The organism is Xanthomonas citri pv. citri (assembly GCF_000961215.1).
Lineage (GTDB): Bacteria > Pseudomonadota > Gammaproteobacteria > Xanthomonadales > Xanthomonadaceae > Xanthomonas > Xanthomonas cissicola.
The window spans coordinates 1,587,552-1,607,138 of record NZ_CP008998.1; the positions used below are offsets into that span (position 1 = coordinate 1,587,552).

General features: G+C 65.1%; 16 protein-coding genes. 2 read left to right on the forward strand and 14 right to left on the reverse strand.

Features of this window, described 5'->3' with window-relative positions; translation table 11 throughout:
- Positions 1-81: 81 nt before the first annotated feature.
- The 11 genes from AMD14_RS07535 to gloA2 all read right to left on the reverse strand — a co-directional run bounded on the left by AMD14_RS07535 (position 82) and on the right by gloA2 (position 12,875).
- The gene (locus tag AMD14_RS07535) at positions 82-915 is read right to left on the reverse strand and encodes an anti-sigma factor (RefSeq protein WP_015472360.1); all 834 of its coding nucleotides are present in this window, start codon (positions 913-915) and stop codon (positions 82-84) included.
- A complete protein-coding gene (locus AMD14_RS07540) occupies positions 912-1,475 on the reverse strand; it encodes a sigma-70 family RNA polymerase sigma factor (protein WP_003485439.1) in 564 nt (187 codons plus the stop codon). The genes AMD14_RS07535 and AMD14_RS07540 overlap by 4 nt, the downstream gene beginning before the upstream one ends.
- A gap of 58 nt (positions 1,476-1,533) precedes the next feature.
- On the reverse strand, positions 1,534-1,902 hold the full coding sequence (locus tag AMD14_RS07545; protein ID WP_003485437.1) for a hypothetical protein: 369 nt from the start codon (positions 1,900-1,902) through the stop codon (positions 1,534-1,536).
- 85 nt (positions 1,903-1,987) lie between these two features.
- The gene (locus AMD14_RS07550) at positions 1,988-2,776 is read right to left on the reverse strand and encodes a hypothetical protein (RefSeq protein ID WP_005924884.1); all 789 of its coding nucleotides are present in this window, start codon (positions 2,774-2,776) and stop codon (positions 1,988-1,990) included.
- Positions 2,777-3,432: 656 nt separating this feature from the next.
- On the reverse strand, positions 3,433-3,861 hold the full coding sequence (gene rnfB / locus AMD14_RS07560; RefSeq protein ID WP_049811777.1) for an Rnf electron transport complex subunit RnfB: 429 nt from the start codon (positions 3,859-3,861) through the stop codon (positions 3,433-3,435).
- Between the two features lies 1 nt (position 3,862).
- Positions 3,863-4,453, reverse strand: coding sequence for an HAD family hydrolase (locus tag AMD14_RS07565; RefSeq protein ID WP_015462990.1), 591 nt, complete (start codon positions 4,451-4,453; stop codon positions 3,863-3,865).
- Positions 4,454-4,825: 372 nt separating this feature from the next.
- On the reverse strand, positions 4,826-6,910 hold the full coding sequence (metG, locus tag AMD14_RS07570; RefSeq protein ID WP_011050884.1) for a methionine--tRNA ligase: 2,085 nt from the start codon (positions 6,908-6,910) through the stop codon (positions 4,826-4,828).
- 252 nt (positions 6,911-7,162) lie between these two features.
- The gene (locus AMD14_RS07575) at positions 7,163-7,612 is read right to left on the reverse strand and encodes a DUF2147 domain-containing protein (protein WP_003485424.1); all 450 of its coding nucleotides are present in this window, start codon (positions 7,610-7,612) and stop codon (positions 7,163-7,165) included.
- A 231-nt stretch (positions 7,613-7,843) separates the two neighbouring features.
- Complete coding sequence (locus AMD14_RS07580) at positions 7,844-11,440, reverse strand: ABC transporter permease/M1 family aminopeptidase (RefSeq protein ID WP_011050885.1); 3,597 nt, start codon at positions 11,438-11,440, stop codon at positions 7,844-7,846.
- 12 nt (positions 11,441-11,452) lie between these two features.
- Positions 11,453-12,346: an ABC transporter ATP-binding protein gene (locus AMD14_RS07585; protein WP_003485420.1), complete on the reverse strand. Its 894-nt coding sequence runs from the start codon at positions 12,344-12,346 to the stop codon at positions 11,453-11,455.
- A 139-nt stretch (positions 12,347-12,485) separates the two neighbouring features.
- The gene (gloA2, locus tag AMD14_RS07590; protein WP_011050886.1) at positions 12,486-12,875 is read right to left on the reverse strand and encodes an SMU1112c/YaeR family gloxylase I-like metalloprotein; all 390 of its coding nucleotides are present in this window, start codon (positions 12,873-12,875) and stop codon (positions 12,486-12,488) included.
- A 352-nt stretch (positions 12,876-13,227) separates the two neighbouring features.
- Between gloA2 and mmuP the strand changes: the two genes are divergently transcribed.
- The gene (mmuP, locus tag AMD14_RS07595; RefSeq protein WP_011050887.1) at positions 13,228-14,625 is read left to right on the forward strand and encodes an S-methylmethionine permease; all 1,398 of its coding nucleotides are present in this window, start codon (positions 13,228-13,230) and stop codon (positions 14,623-14,625) included.
- The gene (gene mmuM, locus AMD14_RS07600; protein ID WP_011050888.1) at positions 14,622-15,587 is read left to right on the forward strand and encodes a homocysteine S-methyltransferase; all 966 of its coding nucleotides are present in this window, start codon (positions 14,622-14,624) and stop codon (positions 15,585-15,587) included. The genes mmuP and mmuM overlap by 4 nt, the downstream gene beginning before the upstream one ends.
- A 188-nt stretch (positions 15,588-15,775) precedes the next feature.
- On the opposite strand, the gene AMD14_RS07605 is transcribed toward mmuM, so the two are convergent.
- The 3 genes from AMD14_RS07605 to AMD14_RS07615 all read right to left on the reverse strand — a co-directional run bounded on the left by AMD14_RS07605 (position 15,776) and on the right by AMD14_RS07615 (position 19,443).
- On the reverse strand, positions 15,776-17,713 hold the full coding sequence (locus tag AMD14_RS07605) for a DUF885 domain-containing protein (protein ID WP_003485413.1): 1,938 nt from the start codon (positions 17,711-17,713) through the stop codon (positions 15,776-15,778).
- 274 nt (positions 17,714-17,987) lie between these two features.
- On the reverse strand, positions 17,988-18,764 hold the full coding sequence (locus AMD14_RS07610) for a queuosine precursor transporter (RefSeq protein ID WP_015462991.1): 777 nt from the start codon (positions 18,762-18,764) through the stop codon (positions 17,988-17,990).
- Positions 18,765-18,768: 4 nt separating this feature from the next.
- Entirely contained in the window at positions 18,769-19,443 is a 675-nt protein-coding gene (locus AMD14_RS07615) for a DUF502 domain-containing protein (protein ID WP_011050890.1), read from the reverse strand.
- Between the last annotated feature and the right edge of the window lie 144 nt (positions 19,444-19,587).

Below are 19,587 nucleotides of genomic sequence, written 5' to 3' on the forward strand. Positions count from 1 at the left end.
TCACAGAATACCGGCGCGGATGAGGCTGTCTTGGAGAGCCCCGCCTGCGAAGTGGCCGCAGGCGAGGTCAGGCGCGCTGGATCAGGGAGCCATCGCCAGCGTGCTGATGCCGCCCTTGGCCACCACGGTGCCGGTGGCAACGCCACCGGGTGCGCCGCCTGGCGGCTCCAGCGTGACGGCCAGAATGGCCTCGTTGCTCAACATGGGCATCAACTGATCGGGAATCTGCGCACGGCGTGCACGTTGATCGTCGAAGGTGCCCATCGAATGCGCCTTGCCATCGGGGGTGATCAGCCACAACTCCGGCACCTTGTCGGCGGTGGCGGTGCGGTCCAGCGGCGTCACCGTGATGGTGTGCTTGTCGGCGTCCATCAAGGCCACATAACCCGGGCGACCGTCTTCGGTGGCCAGGGTCGAGGTCATGGCGATCCCGGTCGCGGCAGGTGGATTGGTCGCAGGCGGGGTGACCGGGGTCTGCACCACTTCGCCAGTGTGCGGCGGCTGCACCGGCGCCGGCGGCGTACGCAGGTTGAGCAGGGCGAGCACGCAGACCGCTGCCGTGGCCAGGCCACCGACGCTGGCCCAGCGCCAGAACCGCACGCTGTTCCACAACGGCGCTGCAGGCGCGGTCGTGCTGACCGGCGCTGCAGACGGCACCGCGCGCAAGGGCGTATCGAAGCCCAGCGCCTGACGCACGCGTACCCACACCTGGTCCGGCGGCGTCTGCGCCACGATTTCTTCCAGCAGCGGCGCCAGCAGTTCCTGCCACTGCAGCACTGCCTGGGCGAACTGGCCGTCGGTGGCGATGCGTTGTTCGGCCGCCAGGCGTTCTTCTGCGCTCAGCAGGCCAAGCACGTATTCGCCGGCAAGCACGTCGCGCGGCGGTTCCTGGTCGATGGGAAAGGGCGTACTCATCGTTCCAGACATGCCTTGAGTTTGGCCAGACCCCGACGGATCCAGCTCTTGACCGTGCCGATCGGCGTATCGGTGCGCGCGGCGAGTTCCTCGTAGGTGATGCCTTCGAAGAACGCCGTGCGAATCAACTCGCTGCGTGGCGGTTCCAGTTCGGCCAGGCAGTGATCGATGCGTCGGCGCGTGCTCGCGCGCTCGGTGCGATCCAGCGGCGAGGCATCGCTGGCACGTAGTTCGCCGGCATCGTCCAGCGCCACATTGCGGCGCTGCGGTGCGTTGGCGCGCAGGTGATCGATCGCCTTGTTGCGCGCGATCATCGCCAGCCAGGTGAGCCCGCGTGCGCGGCTCGGGTCGAACTGCCCGGCCTTGTGCCAGATCAGCGTGAACACGTCCTGCAGCACCTCTTCGGCTTCGGCACGTTGCGGGATCATCCGCAGGCACACGCCGAACAGCTTGGCGGAGGTCTGCCGATACAGCGCTTCGAAAGCATGCCGGTCGCCGCCCGCGGTTGCGGTCAGCAGGCGTCCGGTCTCATCGTCGTCGTGGCCAGGAATGGCACTCATGCGGTCGGGCGTTGGGTGAGGTGGGGGCGATGCTACCGGACTGGGCCGAGCGTGTCTTTCACTTACGCTGGAACCACAGCAGCACCGCGGCAAGCAACAACAGGATCTCCACGCCGGCAAGCGCAACCGTGGGTGCGGAGACCGGCCACAAGCGCGAGAGCGAGACGCTGCGGAACAGCACGATGGGGACATAGAACGCCAGGGCGACCACCAAGCCGGTGCGGGCTTGGTCGATCCACGCGAAGTAGCCGAACAGGAACGCCATGCCCAACTGCAACCCGCCGTAGATGACCAGATACTCCGATTGCCCGGCCGGCGAGAGCTGGGTATAGCCCACTGCCGTTGCGGTCTTGGTCGGAGAGAGCGTGCACCACACCGCCAGGACGAAGTAGAGCACTGCATTGATCCAGAGATAGGCTTTTGCCACGACGGTGCTCCTGTACGGGGAATGGGTGCCCGGGCCGTTGTACGCAAGCGCGCGTGGTCGGACGTGAAGATGGCGCGGGCGTGGTTCACGAGGCGCTGCACGAGGTGGCCAGCGGCTGCTCGCGCGCCTGACGTACTTCCTCGGCACTGGCCGCGCGCGCGGGGGTGTCCGGAAAGACGATGCGCACGCGCGGATAGCGGCCGTTCGCATCGCGCAGATTGCCGACTCCGCGGAACTCGAGCAGCCGCTTGTCGGCGAGCGAATAACGCACCTCCAGCGATGGCACCGCCGCGCCGTACCAGGCATCCAGACTGATGCGGAAGCGCCGCTGGCCGGCGGCATCGCCCAGGCGTTCGACCCGGAAGCCCAACTGCCGCTGCAGGCTGGGCAAGACGAAGTCCACCTTTTGCGGCGCGCGTGCAATGGCGTCCCATTGGTCGCGCAGATAGGCGTCGAACCCGGCATCGATCACCCGCGCGCCGCCGCCAGGCGGCAGCGTGGTGCGGCGTTCGGGTTTGCCTGGGGCGAGCTGATACATTTCGCGTGCGCCATTGCGTTGGCGCACGCCTTCGCGATATCCGTCGCGTCCATCGATCAGGCTGAAATCAGGCGAGCTGCCGCCGCCATCGACCTGCTTGCGCGCGAACGCTCGCCCGTCCGGGCAGCGGTACAGCACCAGCCGCCCGCCATCGTCGAGCAACCAGTGCGACTCGCGATACCGCAACGCGCCGCTCTCGCCATCGAACGCATCGCCGTCCACCCGCGTCACCGCGGCTGCGCCGAGCGGCAGGCTGCCCAGCACCAGCAGCAACAACGGCGGAATCGGCCGGCTACGGACGATGAGCGCGGCGAGGGTGGCGGCAAGTGGACGCATCGGCAGATCCTCGATGGGAGTGCCTACCAATACGGGCGCGGCCGCAGCACGGATGCGCCGGCTGCGTCAGGACGTTCCTGACGGCGAGGTGGTTGTGGGCGCCTGGCGCGGCTGGCCTGGCAGTGGTTGGTGGTGGCGTTGATGGCGCTGACGTGCTGACGTGCTGACGTGCTGACGGCGGTGTGCCGTCACGAGTGGTCCTGCCGCAATGCGCGAACGAGAGTGACAACAAGCGGTGCCACATGCCAGGGCGAGCGCGCAGGGTGCAACGTTTCCAACGGTGGGCGCATGCGCGCAGCGCGATCACCTGGCCTGCTTGGGCTGCGGTGGCTCGCGAGAGATGGCTGCCAACGGTCCGCAGCATGGCGCATCGGCATGTCGGGGCGCATGTTTCGTGCGCATGCCGACACGGCGCGCAGCCAAGCGCGGTTGTAACCCGGATAGTCGGACCAATGCCAACCCGCTTGCGGCGGTGTCGATGCTCCTGGTGCTGGCTTTCCGACCTGGATGCGGCAGACCATTGATCGATAGGGGCATCCCCTGCATGTCGCGCCAGCTCGAATCTGCCTTGCGCAGCAGATGACCATGCCGGAATGCACGCCAACCCATGACCACGCAGACATCGGCTGGACGCGGCATCGCGCCGAGCGTCGCGCTCAGGCGGTTGGATGCAACTCGATGCAATCCACCGGGCAGGCCGGCAGACACAGTTCGCAACCCGTGCACAACGGCGCGATCACCGTGTGCATGTGCTTGGCGCCGCCGACGATGGCATCCACGGGGCAGGCCTGGATGCACTTGGTGCAGCCGATGCAATCGGCTTCCACGATCCAGGCCACCTGCGGCAGTTTGTGTGCGCCGCGACTGCGATCGTAGGGACGTGGCGGCACGCCCAGCACCTGCGCCAAGGCGCGTGCCCCGGCATCGCCGCCGGGCGGGCAGTGATTGATCGTCGCCAGGCCATCTGCCATCGCCTGCGCATACGGACGACAGCCGTCATACCCGCATTGCCCGCATTGGGTCTGCGGCAGCAGGCGGTCGAGGCGTTCGACCAGATCGGGTGCAGGGGCAGGCATCGCGGTCATCTCAATGCAGCAGATTGCCGCGATACCAGCGTTGTTGCGCAAGCGCGAGCATCGGTTTGTCTTCGCGGCTGTCGCCATAGGCGTGCACGCAGTCGTACCGAGGCAGCTCGTATTGACTGCGAATCCGCGCAACCTTGTGCGGCCCGCAATCGCCGTCGGCGTAGCGCCCGCTCAGCGCGCCACCGGTGTGTTCGAGCCGGTTGCAGATCAGCGACAGCCCATGCTGCGTGCACCAGGGCTGCAGGTACAGATCCAGCGAGCCGGAGACAAGCACTACCTCATGCCCTCGCGCCTGATGCCAGTCGATGCGTTGCATCATTTCTGCGCGCAACACGCCCGGCAGTGCAGTGCGCGCGTAATCGGCGCCATGCATGGCCATCTCGTCCAGCGAGCGACCACTGAACACGATGCGCGTCACCCGCGTGCGCAGCGCGGCAGCGGACACCACGCCCAGCCGATAGCCCAGCACCCACGGGCCGACCTGCCACTTTGCCGCGGCCAGCTGCGCGGGCGTGGCCACCTTGCGCAGGAAGCGCGCATAGGTGTCGCAGGTGGTGACGGTGTGATCGAAGTCGAACAGGGCGAGGTGCATGGCGCGGGGATGGTGGATTGGAGTTGGTTGAAGCTGTGCCGGATGTCCCTTCTCCCACCGGGACATTGTCCTCCTTCATGGGGGAGAAAGTGCCCCGCAGGGGCGGATGAGGGTACGAGCGGAGCCACGTGCAGTGACAACGACACCAGAGCTTCGCCGCGTACCCTCACCCCAACCCCTCTCCCGCAGGAGAGGGGGCTTGAGAGCGTGCTGTTCGCGCATCCCTCATTACTTCGTGTTTCCCACACGTTTTGTCAGCCTCTCAAGCTCAAATCGGTGTGTGGATGTCGGGTGCGGCGATTCTCAAGCTCGCAATCAGCAGACCTTGCAGACTCCGCTTTTACGATTCCCGATTCCCAACTCCCAATCCCATCACCTGACCGGCATGCCCGGCTGTGCGCCGCTGTCGGCGTCCAGCAGCGCCAGGGCGCCGCCGTCGAAGCCAGCCGACAAGATCATGCCTTCGCTGATGCCAAAGCGCATCTTGCGCGGGGCCAGGTTGGCAATGAACACCACGCTGCGGCCGACCAGCGTTTCCGGTTCGCGATAGCTGGCGCGAATGCCGGAGAAGATCTGCCGCGTGCCCAGTTCGCCGGCGTCCAGTTCGAAGCGCAGCAACTTGTCCGAGCCTTCCACGAATTCGCACGCCAGCACCTTGCCGATGCGCAGGTCGAGCTTGGCGAAATCGTCCATGCCGATGAAGCCGGGAGTGGCGATGGGGGATTGGGGATTCGCCGCTGCAGCGGGCTTTGCGTCCGCCTTGGCCGGTGCAGGCTTGGAGGCGGTAGCCGGTGTTGCAGGTGCGGCGAGGGTGTCCTTGGAAGCGTCGGTCATGGCGTCGATCAGTTTGGGGTCGATACGGGTAAACAGGGCGGTATAGGGCTGGATCGTGTGCGCCGTCAGCGGGCCGATCACGTCTTCCCAACTGGTCATCGGCGCCGACAGGAAGGCTTCGGCTTCGGCGCAGGTGCGCGGCAGGATCGGCTTGAGCGCGGCCACCAGGATGCGGAACAGGTTCAGGCCCTGCGTGCAGACCGACTGCAGCTGCGCATCGGCGCCATCCTGCTTGGCGATCACCCACGGCTTGGTGTCGTCGATGTATTTATTGGCCTCGTCGGCCAGCGCCATGGTCTGGCGGATCGCGCTGGCGGCATCGTTGCGTTCGTAGGCCTCGCGGATCGGTGCCAGGGCGGCGACGAAGCGGTCGTACTGGGCGGCATCGGGTAGGGCGTCGGCCAGTTTGCCATCGAAGCGCTTGCCGATGAAGCCGGCGCAACGGCTGGCCAGGTTGACGAACTTGCCGACCAGGTCCGCATTCACGCGTGCGATGAAATCGCCCAGGTTGAGGTCCAGGTCGTCCACGCCGCCGGAGGACTTGGCCGCGAAGTAGTAACGCAGCGCTTCCGGTTCCAGGCCGACATCCAGGAAGGTCCGCGCCATCACGAAGGTGCCGCGCGACTTGGACATCTTGGCCCCGTCCACGGTGAGGTAGCCGTTGACGTGCAGGCGGGTCGGCGCGCGGTGGCCGGTGCCGTGCAGCACGGCCGGCCAGAACAGGCCGTGGAAATTCACGATGTCCTTGCCGATGAAGTGATGCAGCTCGGTCTGGGTGCCGGCGACAAGATGCGCTTCGAAATTTTCGCCCATCTGCGCGCACAGCGTCTTGAAGCTGCACAGGTACCCGATCGGCGCATCCAGCCACACGTAGAAATACTTGCCCGGCTGGCCGGGAATCTGGAAGCCGAAATACGGCGCATCGCGCGAGATGTCCCAGGCGCGCAGGCCGCCCTCGGCATCCAGCCATTCCTTGAGCTTGGCCTTGACCCCGGGAAGCGCCACATCGCCGGCAAGCCACTCGCGCAAAAATCCGTCGAAATGGCCCACTTCGAAGAAGAAATGCTCCGAATCGCGCAGTTCCGGGGTGGCGCCTGAAATCACCGACTTCGGTTCCTTCAGCTCGGTCGGCGCATAGGTGGCGCCGCACACTTCGCAGTTGTCGCCGTACTGGTCGGGGCTGCCGCAGTTGGGGCAGATGCCCTTGATGTAGCGGTCCGGCAGGAACATGCCCTTGGCCGTATCGTAGAACTGCGCCACCGAGCGCCGGCTGATATGGCCGGCGGCCTCCAGCTTGGCGTAGAAGGCTTCGGTGAGCTCGCGATTGACCGGCGAATTGGTCGAATCGTAGTGGTCGAAGGTCACGCCGAACGCCGCGAAATCGCGCTCGTGGCTGGCCTGGACGTTGGCGATGAAGGCTTCCGGGGTCACCCCGGCCTTCTCGGCAGCCAGCATGATCGGCGTGCCATGGGTGTCGTCGGCACAGACGAACCAGGTCTTGTCGCCGCGCAACCGGCGCGCGCGCACCCAGATATCGGCCTGGATGTAGCCGACCAAGTGGCCGAGATGCAGCGGGCCGTTGGCATACGGCAGGGCAGTGGTGACGAGTGCGGTGCGGGTCATGGCAGGCGTAATGCGGGGGACACGCGATTATCGCACTAGTCGGGAATAGGGAGTCGGGAATCGGGAATTGGTTGAAGCGGCCGGTTGCCGTGCGGCCGGTGCGTTTCGGTGCTTTGCCGGCGTCTGCATGCACGAAGTCTGCCAGCGTCACTGCGTCACTGCGTCACTCGCGCACCGGCATCTCGGTCTGACGAACATGAAAAAGGCGCCCCGAAGGACGCCCGCTCTTACGAATCCCGACTCTCGAATCGGTTACTCGCGCACCCACGTCTGGGTCCGGCCCAGCGCTTCGATGCCGACGTAGCCGCGCATCTGCAGCTTCTTGCCGCCGTCGGTGAGGGTGATCTTCGACTTGTAGGTCTTGCCTTTGGCCGGGTCGAGTACCGAGCCACCGCTCCACACCGCGGTGCCGTCGGGCTTGAGGCCCCACAAGATGGTCATGCCCTTGATCGGCTTGCCCTTGAGCGCGCCATCGCACTTGTCGCAGACCGGGTTGGGCCCTTTGGACGACTGCAGGATCTCGACCACCTTTCCGCTCAGCGTGCCATTGGCGGCCTGCTCGATCTGCACCACCGATTTGGGCTTGCCGGTTTCATCGTCGATGGTCGTCCAGCGGCCCACCGGCGAATCGGCCGCATGGGCCATCAACGAAGCGGCCGCCAGCGGCAGGGCGAGCAACAGGGTCTTGAAGGTCTTGCGCATGGTTCCCCTCCCAGGGTTTGCTTGGGCCACCGTCGGCGGCCTGATCGCGAATGTATACCGTGGAGTATGGTTGCGGAAAGATGCACTGCGGGATGCGTTCATGCGCGCGCTGCAGGCACCGGCGTGGCCCAGGGCGATGACTGACCTTGCGCTGATCGCGCGCCACAGCAGACGCGCGGGAGCAGCGCATGCCGTGCTCTGTCCTACGCATGCTGCTTCGGTGATCGCCGATCAGTTGGCCGCCAGGCTGATCCGCTTCCGATTGTCGTCCGGCACGCGGTCAATCAGCCTGTTGTCGGGGTCGAAGCCGGCTTCGATGGGCAGGGCGTCCACCGTCAGCGTGAAGCTGGGCGTGGCGCTGGTGACGTGCCGCCGCTGTAGCGCCAGCACCGGCGCAGGTGCGGTCTTGCCGGCGGGCTGGCCGTAGATCCCGACCTCGATCCAGTCGTCCATCGGCACTGCATGTTCCTTGCCGCGGCCATCGGCCTGCAACTTGGCCGCCTGCGCCTGCACGGTTACATCGAAGCGTCCATCCGGGCGCTTGCGGGCCTGCGCGCTCACCACACGGTTGTCGTAAAACGTGATCCTCTCGAACAGGTCGGTGATCATTGCTTGCTGATCGGGGCCTGCTTCGGCACGAATGGCCTGTAGCAGTTCGGCCGAGGTGGTGTAGGGCGCTTGCTGAAACGCCTTGGCCTGCAGGAAACGCTGCAACGCGCGATTGAGCGCCTGTTCGCCGATCTCCTCACGCAGGCGATAGAACGCCAACGAACCTTTGCGGTAATGGATGTACTGCTGGTTCTCCACCCGGTACAACGGCAGTTCATCGAGCGTTTCGCCGCCGCGCCCTTCCAGGTAGCGGTCCAGTTCGTATTTAAGGAAGCGGCGCATGTGCGCGCGCCCGTATTCGCGCTCCATCACCATCAGCGCCGAGTACTGCGCCAGCGACTCGGACAACATCGTGGCGCCCTGCACATTCGCACCGATCACCTGATGCGCCCACCACTGATGCGCCACTTCATGCGCGGTGACGTAGAACACGTAGTCGATGTCGTCCTTGTCGCGCAGGTCGGCGATGAACCCGATCGATTCGGAGTACGGGATAGTGTTGGCAAACGACTGCGCAAACCCCGCATAGCCCGGGAACTCGATGATGCGCACCTGATGATGCTGGTATGGGGTGAAATTGGCTTCGTAATAGGTCAACGATTTCTGCACGCCTTCGATCATGCGTTGCACGTTGTACGGGTGCTTGGGGTCGTAATAAATCTCGATCGGAACGTTTTTGTAATAGCCCTTGCGCACCTGCCAGCGCGCCGACAGGTACGCATAGAAGTTGAGCATCGGGCGATCCATCACGTAGCGGAAGCAACGCCTGCCAGCCTGCCGGAATTCCTTCTGCAGATAGCCCGGTGCCAACGCAATCTGGTCCGGTGCGGTGCAGATGGTGCTGGCGAAGCTGAGCCAGTCGGCATCGTCGCTGACGTAGGTGTTGGCGCGTGCGGCCTGGTCTTCCAGTTTGGGCATGCGCGTCGGCTCGCCCAGACCACGCTTGCGGCGGTCGTTGCGGTCGGTGATCTCGGTCTGGGTGTTGTAGCCGAACCAGGGCAGTGCCCGACTATTGAAAAAGCTGCCATTGGCGACCAGATCGGTCTGTGCCTGCCCGGCGGTGATGCCATGCGGGTGCTGGTCCACGCGGAAGCGGAACACGCGCTCTTCGCCAGGTTGCAACGGGCGCTGCAGGCGATAGATGCGGTAGCCAGCCGGGATGTCGTGGGTGATCAGCGTCTGCCCGCCCAGGTCCACGTTGACCAGGCTACGGTCGCCAGCGCGCCCCTGCATGCCGATGTGCACCTGGTTGATCGGAACGCTATGGGAATTACGCACGGTCCAGGTGGCATCGATCACGACCGACTGCGTTTCCGGGTGCAGATCGACATGATTGTCCACGGCAATGATGCGCGGCTGCGGCAGGTCCCTGTACTTGCGGTAATCGCGCTCGTAGCGTGCCTGCAGGTCCAACTGCTGCTCCGGCGACAGGAAACTGTTGTAGACGTTGGTGTTCCAGTACAGCCAGCCGCCGATCGTCGCAAAGCCAAGCAGGCTCACCGCCAATGCCGCGCCGGTGGGGCTGCGCAGGCGCTGCGATGCCAGGCGCAGCCACTGGCGCAGTCCATGGCCGACGCCACGCGGCCAGAACGCCGAGGACAGCAGCAACAAGGCCAGCAGGAACACGCCCCAATAGCCCTGGAACCACAGCTGCCCGGGCAAGAAGTGGCCGAAGCCGTTCATGTCCGAATACGGGGCGTTGGGCCAGCTTCCGAAGTTGTACAGGTTCTGCGTGTAGTCCAGCATCGACAACGCCGATTGCCCGATCAACACCAGCATCAGCATCGCATAGCCGACGAACTTGTTGTTGCTCAAGACCTGCAGCACCAGGGCCATACCGCCCATCAGCACATACAGCACCGAGCCAAGCGCCAGCGTCTTGAGATACAGGAGCGGCTCGATCGTGGTGTAGCCACGGCCAAGTTGCAGCGCGATCGAGGTCAACGCCCCGGCGAGCTGGAAGCTGGCGATCACGGCCAGCAAGGCGACGAACTTGCCGAGCAGGGGAACCCAGTCCGGCACCGGCATGGCATCGGTGATGCCGTCGGTGTGGTTGCTGCGTTCTTTCCACACCAGTTCGCCGGCATAGAACAGCACCACGATGATCAGCAGAAAGCTGTAGCTGTTCTGCAGCGCTTGCAGCATCAATGAGGTGACCGGCAGCACGGCGGTGCCGTACATGCGTGCATTGAACAATGCGGTGGGGATGAAGTTGGCCAGGCCCAGCATCAGCAGCACCACGAACGGTGCGCTACGCAGCACGCCGAGCGTATCGAAACGGATCTGGCGCAGCAGTTGCCGGATTGCGGTGCTGGCCGAGAAGGCGGGCGTCACGCTGAGACGGGTGGTGTTGACGCGCACGCTGGCTGCCTGCGCGCTGGAGGATGCGGCAGGCGCCACGCCGCGACGACGACGCGTGCCGCTGCGTTCGGTGCGGAACAGTGCAAAGGTCGCGGCGAACAACACACCGCTCATGCCCAGCCACAGGGCGCGATTGGCGAGCAGGTAACCCGTCAATGGGGGAAGCTGCAGGTTGCGTTGTTCCGCCGACCAGTAGCGCAGCGTTTGCGACAGTGCGCGGATGCCGAGTGGATCGGACAGGGTCGCAACCCAAACGTTGTCCAGGTCCGATAGCAGCGCCCGGCTCACGCCATACAGCACGAAAAACACGATGACGCCGATGTAGACCCACAGGATGCTACGCGTGGTCACCGCAAGCACCGACAGCAGCGCGGTGGTGAACAGCAGGTTGGGCAGCACCAGCACCAGCAGCGACCACAGGTACGGCAGCAGCGCGACCGGCCCGAGCCGCGCCTGGTCGATCCATGGCATGAACTGCGCCACAAACATGCCCAGCGCGATCACCAGATACATCACCGTGCCGGCAATCAACGCTGCAGCGATGCGGCCTGCCAGGTAATCGCGGCGGCGCACGGGTGTGGAAAATACCAGCTCTGCGGTGCCCAACTCGAAATCGCGCAGCAAGGCATTGCTGACAAACAGCGCAGCCACCAATAGGCCGAGCAAGCTAAAAATCGCCAGCACGCTGGCAATCACGGTTGGCGCATTGCGCAGTACATTGCCGATGCCGCCACCGATCTGCACGGCATCGCTGGACAGCGCGGCGAAGGCCAGTAACGCATACAGCGCGGCCAACAACCACAAAAACGGCGAGCGCAGTTGTTCGCGCAGCTCGAAGCGCAGGAACGCCAGGATCATGGCCGTGCTCCGTCAGGCAGCCAACGCCTGCTTACGCAGGCGCTGGAAATAGACATCCTCAAGATCGGGAGCGACTTGTTCGAAACCCGGTTCCGGGCAGTCCGCACTGAACACGTGGATCACCGGATGGCCGGCGATCAGGCGCGTGGACAACACGGTGAAGCGCGCTTCGTAGTCGGGTAGGGTGCCCTTGCTGACCTGCTTGCGCCAGACCTGCTGGCTGAGCATGTCGATGGCATCGGCCGGCCGCCCGGTCAGCAATACCTGTCCCTTGTTCATGATGGCCATCGTCGGGCACAGGTCGGTGACGTCTTCGACGATGTGGGTGGACAGGATCACCACCACGTTCTCGCCGATTTCGGCCAGCAGATTGAGGAAACGGTTGCGTTCCTCCGGATCCAGCCCGGCGGTCGGCTCGTCGACGATGACCAGCTGCGGGTTGCCCAGCAGCGCCTGCGCAATGCCGAAACGCTGGCGCATACCGCCGGAATAGGTGCCGAGCTTGCGCTTGCGCGCGTCCCAGAGATTGACCTGCTGCAGCAGGCGTTCCACCACTTCCTTGCGCTGTGCCCGGTTGGTGAGCCCCTTGAGCACGGCGAAATGATCGAGCAGGTCGAGCGCGCTCACCTTCGGGTACACGCCGAAATCCTGCGGCAGATAGCCCAGCCGGCGTCGCAACAGGTCCTTGTCCTTGAGCACGTCGATGCTGCTGCCGTCGGCAGCGGTCAGCGTCACGCTGCCCGAGTCCGGCTCCTGCAAGGTGGCGAGCGTGCGCATCAGCGAGGACTTGCCGGCACCGTTGGGGCCAAGCAATCCGAACATGCCGCGGGGAATGTCGAGCGAGACGCCTTGCAGCGCATGCACGCCATTGGCGTAGGTCTTGGACAACGCGCGGATCTGCAACATGGACGGTTCCTTTGCCCTGGGTACTGACGATCTTCACGGCGTCGCCGCATTGCCGCATGCGCCGGAAGTCATGCCATGTTGACGCGCAGATGCAGTGGATGTGACCGTGCCGCACAACCGGCTGCGAGGTCTGCCGGTTCTAAGCGGCCTCGTACAACTCCAGCGGCAACTCATCCGGGTCGGCGAAGAAGGTGAAGCGGCGGCCGGTGTATTCGTCGATGCGGATGTCCTCGGTGGCCACGCCGTGCGCGTTGAGATGCGCGACCGCGCTGTCCAGATCTGCGACGCGAAACGCCAGGTGGCGCAGCCCTTGCGCTTCCGGGCGGCTGGGGCGTGCCGGGGCAGCGGGGAACGAGAACAACTCGATCTGTCCGCCATCGGGCAGCGCCAGATCCAGCTTCCACGAATCGCGCGCCTCGCGGTAGTGCTCGTCGAGCACGCGCAGGCCCAGGATCTGGCAATAGAACTGTTTGGAACGCGCGTAGTCGCCGGCGATGATCGCCACATGGTGGATTCCGGCGAGCATCATGCGGCGCTCCAACGCAGTGTTTCTGGCGATGCGATCACTCTCGACGTGTTCGACCATGCGCAGCGCGTAGGCGCACTGGCAATCGAACGCGCAACAAGCTCGGCATCGCTTGCGCGGGACGCGCCGTTTGGATTGGGCCTGCGCGTAGGCAGGGCCGCGGTGGCGAGGCGGCGCGCGGATGTGTGCAAAGCCGTAAGGCGGTGATGGGGCATGGGAAGGGGGCGAGCAGAAACCGATCAGCAGCATACCCGCGCGCCAGTGAGCGGTAGGTCCTGCATCACAACTCGACTGCGCGCGGCTGTGCCCGTCTGCATGCACGTGGCAGGATGGAGTCCCCCGACCATTCGCCCCCATGCCCGAGCCGTCGTCCGCCACCGCACCGCAGTTCCAGCGCAGCATGCAGGTGCGCCATCTGGTGATGCTGTCGCTGGGCGGGGTGATCGGCACCGGCCTGTTCTTCAACACTGGGTACATCATTGCCAGCACCGGCGCGCTGGGCACGGTACTGGCGTATCTGATCGGCGCACTGGTGGTGTACCTGGTGATGCAATGCCTGGGCGAGCTGGCGGTGGCGATGCCGCAAACCGGTGCGTTTCATGTGTATGCCGCGCGCTACCTCGGCCCGGCGACCGGCTATGTGGTGGCGTGGTTGTATTGGTTGACCTGGACGGTGGCATTGGGTTCGAGCCTGACGGCCGCAGCGTTCTGCATGCAGTACTGGTTTCCGCACAGCCTGGCGTGGCCGTGGTGTCTGCTGTTCTGCGCGCTGATCTTCGGCCTGAATACAGTTTCGGCGCGCTGGTTTGCCGAAGGCGAGTTCTGGTTTTCGTTGATCAAGGTGATCACCATCCTGGTGTTCATCGTGCTTGGCGGCGCGGCGGTGATCGGTCTGTTGCCACTGGCCGACGGTTCGCCCGCACCCGGGCTGCGCCATCTGCGCGCCAACGGCTGGTTCGCGCACGGTACGCTCCCGATCTTGATGACGATGGTGGCGGTGAATTTCGCATTTTCCGGCACCGAGTTGATCGGCGTGGCGGCCGGCGAAACCGCACAGCCTGCACGCGCGATTCCGCTGGCAATCCGCACAACGCTGGTGCGGCTGGTGGTGCTGTTCGTCGGCACGGTGCTGGTGCTGGCGGCGCTGCTGCCTGCCAGACGAGCGGCCGTGGAAACCAGCCCGTTCGTGCGCGCCTTCGAGCTGTTGGGCATTCCATATGCAGCCGACATCTTGAATGCGGTGATCCTCACCGCGATCCTGTCGGCGGCCAATTCCGGGCTGTATGCGGCCGCGCGCATGCTGTGGTCGTTGGCCAATGAAGGCACGTTGCCGAGCGGCCTGGCGCGCTTGACCGGCCGCGGCATCCCGTTGCGTGCCGTGTCGCTGAGCATGCTGGGCGGCTTGCTGGCGCTGCTCACCGGCGTGTATGCGCCCGAAACGGTGTTCGTTGCGATCTCGGCAGTCTCGGGCTTCGCCGTCGTGGTGGTGTGGCTGAGCATTTGCGCCGCGCATTACCGCTTCCGTCGCCAATGGCTGCGCGATGGCGCTGCGCTGGAAACGCTGGCGTATCGCGCGCCGTGGTACCCGTGGACCCCGATTCTGGGCTTTTCGCTGTGTCTGCTCGCCTGCATCGGGTTGGCATTCGATCCGCAGCAGCGCATTGCGTTGTGGTGCGGTATTCCGTTCGTCGCGCTGTGCTATGGCGCCTACGCACTTACCCAATGGCTTGCGGCCCGGAGACTGTACGCATGACGATTCTTCCGCGCCAGCCGCGCGCCAATGCGCCTTTCAGCCAGGCCCTGCAACACGACGGGTATGTGGTGCTGGATGGCGCGCTGGCCACCGAGCTGGAGCAGCGCGGCTGCGATCTCAACGATGCGCTGTGGTCGGCGCGCGTGCTGATGGAGCAGCCGGAGCTGATCTATCAGGTGCATCGCGATTACTTCGCTGCCGGTGCGCAATGCGCGATCACCGCCAGTTATCAGGCCACGCCGCTGGGATTTGCCGCACGCGGACTGGATGTTGCGCAAGCGCAGGCGTTGATCGCTCGCAGCGTAGCGCTGGCGATGCAGGCGCGTGCCGATCATCTGACGCTGCACCCGCATGCCGCGCCTTTGTGGGTGGCAGGCTCGGTGGGACCGTATGGCGCGTATCTGGCCGATGGCTCGGAATATCGTGGCGACTACGTGCTGCCGATCGAGCAGTTGATGGACTTTCATCGTCCGCGCATCGCGGCGCTGGCTGAGGCTGGCGTGGATCTGCTGGCCTGCGAGACGCTGCCCTCGGCCAGCGAAATCGTGGCCCTGCGGCAGTTGCTGCAACACGAATTTCCGCAGCTGCATGCCTGGTTTTCCTTCACCTTGCGCGATGCGGCGCATCTGAGCGACGGCACGCCGCTGGCGCAGGTGGTGCCGGCGCTGGATGCCTGTGCGCAGGTGATCGCGGTGGGCATCAACTGCATTGCGCTGGATCAGGCGACCGCTGCATTGCACAGCCTGTCGGCGCTGACCGCGCTGCCGCTGGTGGTATACCCGAACTCGGGCGAGCACTACGACGCCAGCGACAAGCGCTGGCATGCCGGTCGCGGGGCTGCGCTCACGCTGGCCGACCAGCATGCGCACTGGCTGGCGGCTGGCGCGCGCTTGATCGGTGGCTGCTGCCGCACCGCACCGCGCGATATCGCCGCGCTGGCGGCCGCGCGTGCGGCGGAGTGACTCGGCTGACGAACGCGCGCTCACCCCGCGTGTCACACCCGGCCGGCATCGTTGGGATTGCCACCGCAGCATGCAAAGGGCGAGCCGAAGCCGGGCTTTGCCAAGCACTCCAAGCCTCAACCTGCGCCAATCCCAAGGCCAACCCGCAGTGACGGGTCAGCAGCGTCCAATCATCGCGACGGCGCGCGTCAGCCCTTCTGCGTGGCGATCCAGCGCTGGATCTTGTCCTGCAAGATATCCAGCGGTACCGAGCCGTCCTTGAGCACTTCGGTGTGGAAGGCGCGGACATCGAAGCGCGGACCCAGCTCGCGCTGCGCCTGCTCGCGCAATTGCGCAATCTTCATCTCGCCCACCTTGTAGGCCAGTGCCTGGCCGGGAATGGCCATGTAGCGGTCTACCTCGGCTTCGGCATCGGCGCGGCTCATGGCGGAGTTGTCCACCATGTAGTCGATGGCCTGGGTACGCGTCCAGCCCTTGCTGTGCAGGCCGGTATCGGTGACCAGGCGAATCGAGCGCCACAACGCGTTCTGCAGATAGCCGTAATAGTTGTACGGGTCGTCATACAGCCCTAGCTCGCGGCCAAGCGATTCGGCATACAGACCCCAGCCTTCGATGTAGGCCGTTTCGCCGCCCAGGCGGCGGAACTTGGGCAGGTCGGTCAACTGCTGCTGCAAGCCCAGCTGGTAGTGGTGGCCGGGCACCGCTTCGTGCAGGTACAGGCTTTCGGCCTCCCAGGTCTTGCGCGACGGCAGGTCCGAGGTGTTGACGTAGAAGATGCCCGGCGTGCTGCCGTTGCCGCTGGGGCGCATGTACGAGCCGCTGGCCGCCGATTGCGCACGCTGCGGTTCCACCGCACGCACTTCCAGCGCCGGCATGCCCTGGGTGTTGAACAGCCGCGGCGCCGCCAGCTGCACGCGGCCCTGCAGGCTGCGATACGTACTCAGCAACTCGGCGTCGCTGCGGAAGCTGAAGCGCCGGTCGGTCTGCATGAACTTGTAGAACTTGGGCAGGTTGCCGCGGAATTTGACCTGCTTGGCCAAGGTCTGGATGTCGCCCTGCAGGCGAGCGACCTCATCCAGGCCGATCTGATGCACCTGCTCCGGGGTCAGGTCCGTGGTGGTGCTCTGGCGCACATCATAGGCGTACCACGCCGCGCCGTTCGGCAATGCCGCCAGCCCATCGCTGTCGCGGCAGGCGGGCAGGTATTCGGTGGCGATGAAGCCACGCAAGGCGCGGTAGGCCGGCATGATGCGCACTTCGATCATGCGCTTGTACTCGGCGGTGATGCGCTGCTTGTCGGCCTCGGGCATGTCGGCGGGCAGGTTGCGCACCGGACCCCAGAACAGGCTGTCTTCGGCATTGCGCGCGATGATCGCATCCAGTTGCGGCAACACCTTCTGCATCAGCACCTTGGGCTGCACCACGCCGGCCTGCATGCCCGCACGCATGTTGGCGATGGCCTGCTCGAACAGGTCGGGAATGCCGAGCGCTCGCCGCGACCAGTTGTCGTAATCCTTGACCGTCTTGAACGGCTGCGCGCCGGTACCCGAGCCCAGCACCACCGCGATGCTGGCGATGTTGTAGAACTGGTTGATCGGCAGCATCCAGCTGGGGAACTGCTCGGCGGCCAGCGCGCTGCGCGCATCGCGTACGAAGATCTGGTAACTGAGCAGATCCTGTCCGCTCAGCCCATCGGGCCCCAGCGCCTCGGCCTTGCCCAGCCACAGCACGGTGAAATCGTGCGACTGCTGGCGGAACGCCGGCGACAGGAAGTTCGGCAACTGGTCGTTGTAGCGGCTCTCGCCCTGGAAGGTGGCCTGCAGCGGGTTGAGCTTGAGCGAGGCGTCCCAGTACTGGTCGTACAGCAGGTTGAGCTGTTGCGCCTTGGTCAGCACCACCGGCGCGGCAACCGCGCGTGGCCTCACCTTGGCTGCCTTGCTGCCCTTGCCCTTGGTGTTTTTGGCTGCCGGCTTGGCGGTCTTCTTGCCTTTGCTCGCCTTCGCGCGCGTTTGCGTGGTCTGTGCCTTGGCGGTCTTCTTCTTGGCCGCATCGGCCGGCGCCGCCAGCGACAGGCTCACGAGGGCGGCCATGGCCAGGGACAGCAGGCGGGAAAAGCTGAGGGGCATTACCGGCTCCGGAAACAAGCGAGCGGGGAGCTTGCCCGATCCGCACGGTTACGGCCACCCATTGGCGGCCTACCGCCTATCGGCAATTCATGCGGCGCATGGGCGCGGTGCTGCGCCCGCGCGATGTGATGCGCTGCGACATGGCCAGCAAGGCGGCGTGCAAGTCACAGTTCGGTGGGCTGGCTCGCGGCGCCGCGATGCGGACCACTGTTGGCAAGGTGTTGCCGCCGCACCCCATTGCGGCGCGACGACCCTGGCTGGGAGACAGCCCGGCTCAGGCGGCAGCGGCTTCTTCGCGCAGCTGCTCGGCACGCTCGGCGCCCAGGTACGCAGTAATGCCGCGGCGTGCCAGATACAGCAGCGGGATCAGCAAGACCGCAAAGCCCATCTTGTAGATGTAGTTGAGCGTGCTCACTGCCAGGAACTGGTCGATCGACCAATGCTGCGGGCCGAGCACGAAGGCGATATAGATCACCACGAAGCTGTCCACCACCTGCGAGACCGCAGTGGAGCCGGTGGCGCGCAGCCACACGTGTTTTTCGCCAGTGACGCGGCGGATGCGGTGGAACACCGAGACATCGATCAACTGGCTGAACAGGAATGCCACCAGCGAGCCGCCGATGGTCCACAGCCCTTGCCCGAACACTGCCGCAAATGCCGCCTGGTAATCGGGCACGCCCTGGTTTTGCGCCGCAGTGACCCACCAGCCGGCCGGCGCCAGCGCGATGGCCGCGAATGCGAACACGAAGCCGTAGCCGATCAGCACCACCGCCACCCACGAGATGAAACGCACCCCGCGGCTGCCGAAGAACTCGTTGATGGTGTCGGTCATGATGAACACGATCGGCCACAGCAAGGTGCCGGCGGTGAAGCTGAGCGAGCCGCGCTGGCCGAACAGATTCCAGTTCAGTGGCGCAATGCCGAGCGTGTCTTCCAGCGCGAAGATCTTGACGCCAATGAACTCGGCCAGCGCCGCGTTGACGCAGAAGAAGGCCGCCAGTGCAATGAACAGGCGGACCGCACGATCATCGAGGGTGCGCACATGGTTCATGGTGTCAGCGATCCGCAGTTCGGGTGAAGGGAACCGATTCGGGCGCCACGGCGCCACCGGAAATGATGAAGCTCATCGCCTGATCCACGCTCCAGTCGGTAGGCGTGAGCAGCTCCACCGGCACGATTTCCAGGTAGCCGGAGGTGGGGTTGGGCGTGGTGGGCACGTAGACTGCGGCCAGCTCGCGGCCGGTGCCCTGTTCCTTGATCACGCGGGTGACCAGGCCCACCGATTTCATGTCGCGATGCGGGAAATCGATCAGCACCACGCGCTGGGTGCTGCCGGGCTGGGTCTGCAAAATGTCCAGCAGCTTGCGCGCGCTGTCGTAGACCACGCTGGCCAGTGGAATGCGCCGCATGATGGCCTCGAACCAGCGCAGCAAGCGCTGGCCGATCACGCGCCGGCTCAGGATCCCGACGAACAGGATGACCGCTACCGTGGCGATCAGGGCGATGGTGTTCTGCACCCACAGCGCCTTGAACCAGCCCAGATAATCGGGGAACGAGGCGGCGATGCGTTCGGACAACGGCACCACCCACGGGCTGCTGATGCCCGAAAGCAGCGAGAAAACGAACTTCACCACCACCCAGGTCAACCAGACCGGTAGCAAGGTGAGCAACCCGGTCAGAAAGACCCGTTGCAGGGAAGGGCGGACGTGCGGAGTAGGGGATTCGGACATCGGCATAGTGTAGGCATTCGGCCACGCTCGGTGGAGCTGGGGCCGGGGTTTGGCAGCAGGCATTCGCGATTGGCAAAAGTGTTTCGCGTGCCTCAAGCCTGCGCAATCCCGTTATTCCGGTACCTATATCGACACAGGCGTGGC

Excerpts from the sequence above, each read along its gene's own strand:
- AMD14_RS07535 (WP_015472360.1), bottom strand. The coding sequence starts at position 915 with ATGAGTACGCCCTTTCCCATCGACCAGGAACCGCCGCGCGACGTGCTT.
- AMD14_RS07540 (WP_003485439.1), bottom strand. The coding sequence starts at position 1,475 with ATGAGTGCCATTCCTGGCCACGACGACGATGAGACCGGACGCCTGCTG.
- AMD14_RS07550 (WP_005924884.1), bottom strand. The coding sequence starts at position 2,776 with ATGCGTCCACTTGCCGCCACCCTCGCCGCGCTCATCGTCCGTAGCCGG.
- rnfB (WP_049811777.1), bottom strand. The coding sequence starts at position 3,861 with ATGACCGCGATGCCTGCCCCTGCACCCGATCTGGTCGAACGCCTCGAC.
- AMD14_RS07565 (WP_015462990.1), bottom strand. The coding sequence starts at position 4,453 with ATGCACCTCGCCCTGTTCGACTTCGATCACACCGTCACCACCTGCGAC.
- metG (WP_011050884.1), bottom strand. The coding sequence starts at position 6,910 with ATGACCCGCACCGCACTCGTCACCACTGCCCTGCCGTATGCCAACGGC.
- AMD14_RS07575 (WP_003485424.1), bottom strand. The coding sequence starts at position 7,612 with ATGCGCAAGACCTTCAAGACCCTGTTGCTCGCCCTGCCGCTGGCGGCC.
- AMD14_RS07580 (WP_011050885.1), bottom strand. The coding sequence starts at position 11,440 with ATGATCCTGGCGTTCCTGCGCTTCGAGCTGCGCGAACAACTGCGCTCG.
- AMD14_RS07585 (WP_003485420.1), bottom strand. The coding sequence starts at position 12,346 with ATGTTGCAGATCCGCGCGTTGTCCAAGACCTACGCCAATGGCGTGCAT.
- gloA2 (WP_011050886.1), bottom strand. The coding sequence starts at position 12,875 with ATGATGCTCGCCGGAATCCACCATGTGGCGATCATCGCCGGCGACTAC.
- mmuP (WP_011050887.1), top strand. The coding sequence starts at position 13,228 with ATGCCCGAGCCGTCGTCCGCCACCGCACCGCAGTTCCAGCGCAGCATG.
- mmuM (WP_011050888.1), top strand. The coding sequence starts at position 14,622 with ATGACGATTCTTCCGCGCCAGCCGCGCGCCAATGCGCCTTTCAGCCAG.
- AMD14_RS07605 (WP_003485413.1), bottom strand. The coding sequence starts at position 17,713 with ATGCCCCTCAGCTTTTCCCGCCTGCTGTCCCTGGCCATGGCCGCCCTC.
- AMD14_RS07610 (WP_015462991.1), bottom strand. The coding sequence starts at position 18,764 with ATGAACCATGTGCGCACCCTCGATGATCGTGCGGTCCGCCTGTTCATT.
- AMD14_RS07615 (WP_011050890.1), bottom strand. The coding sequence starts at position 19,443 with ATGTCCGAATCCCCTACTCCGCACGTCCGCCCTTCCCTGCAACGGGTC.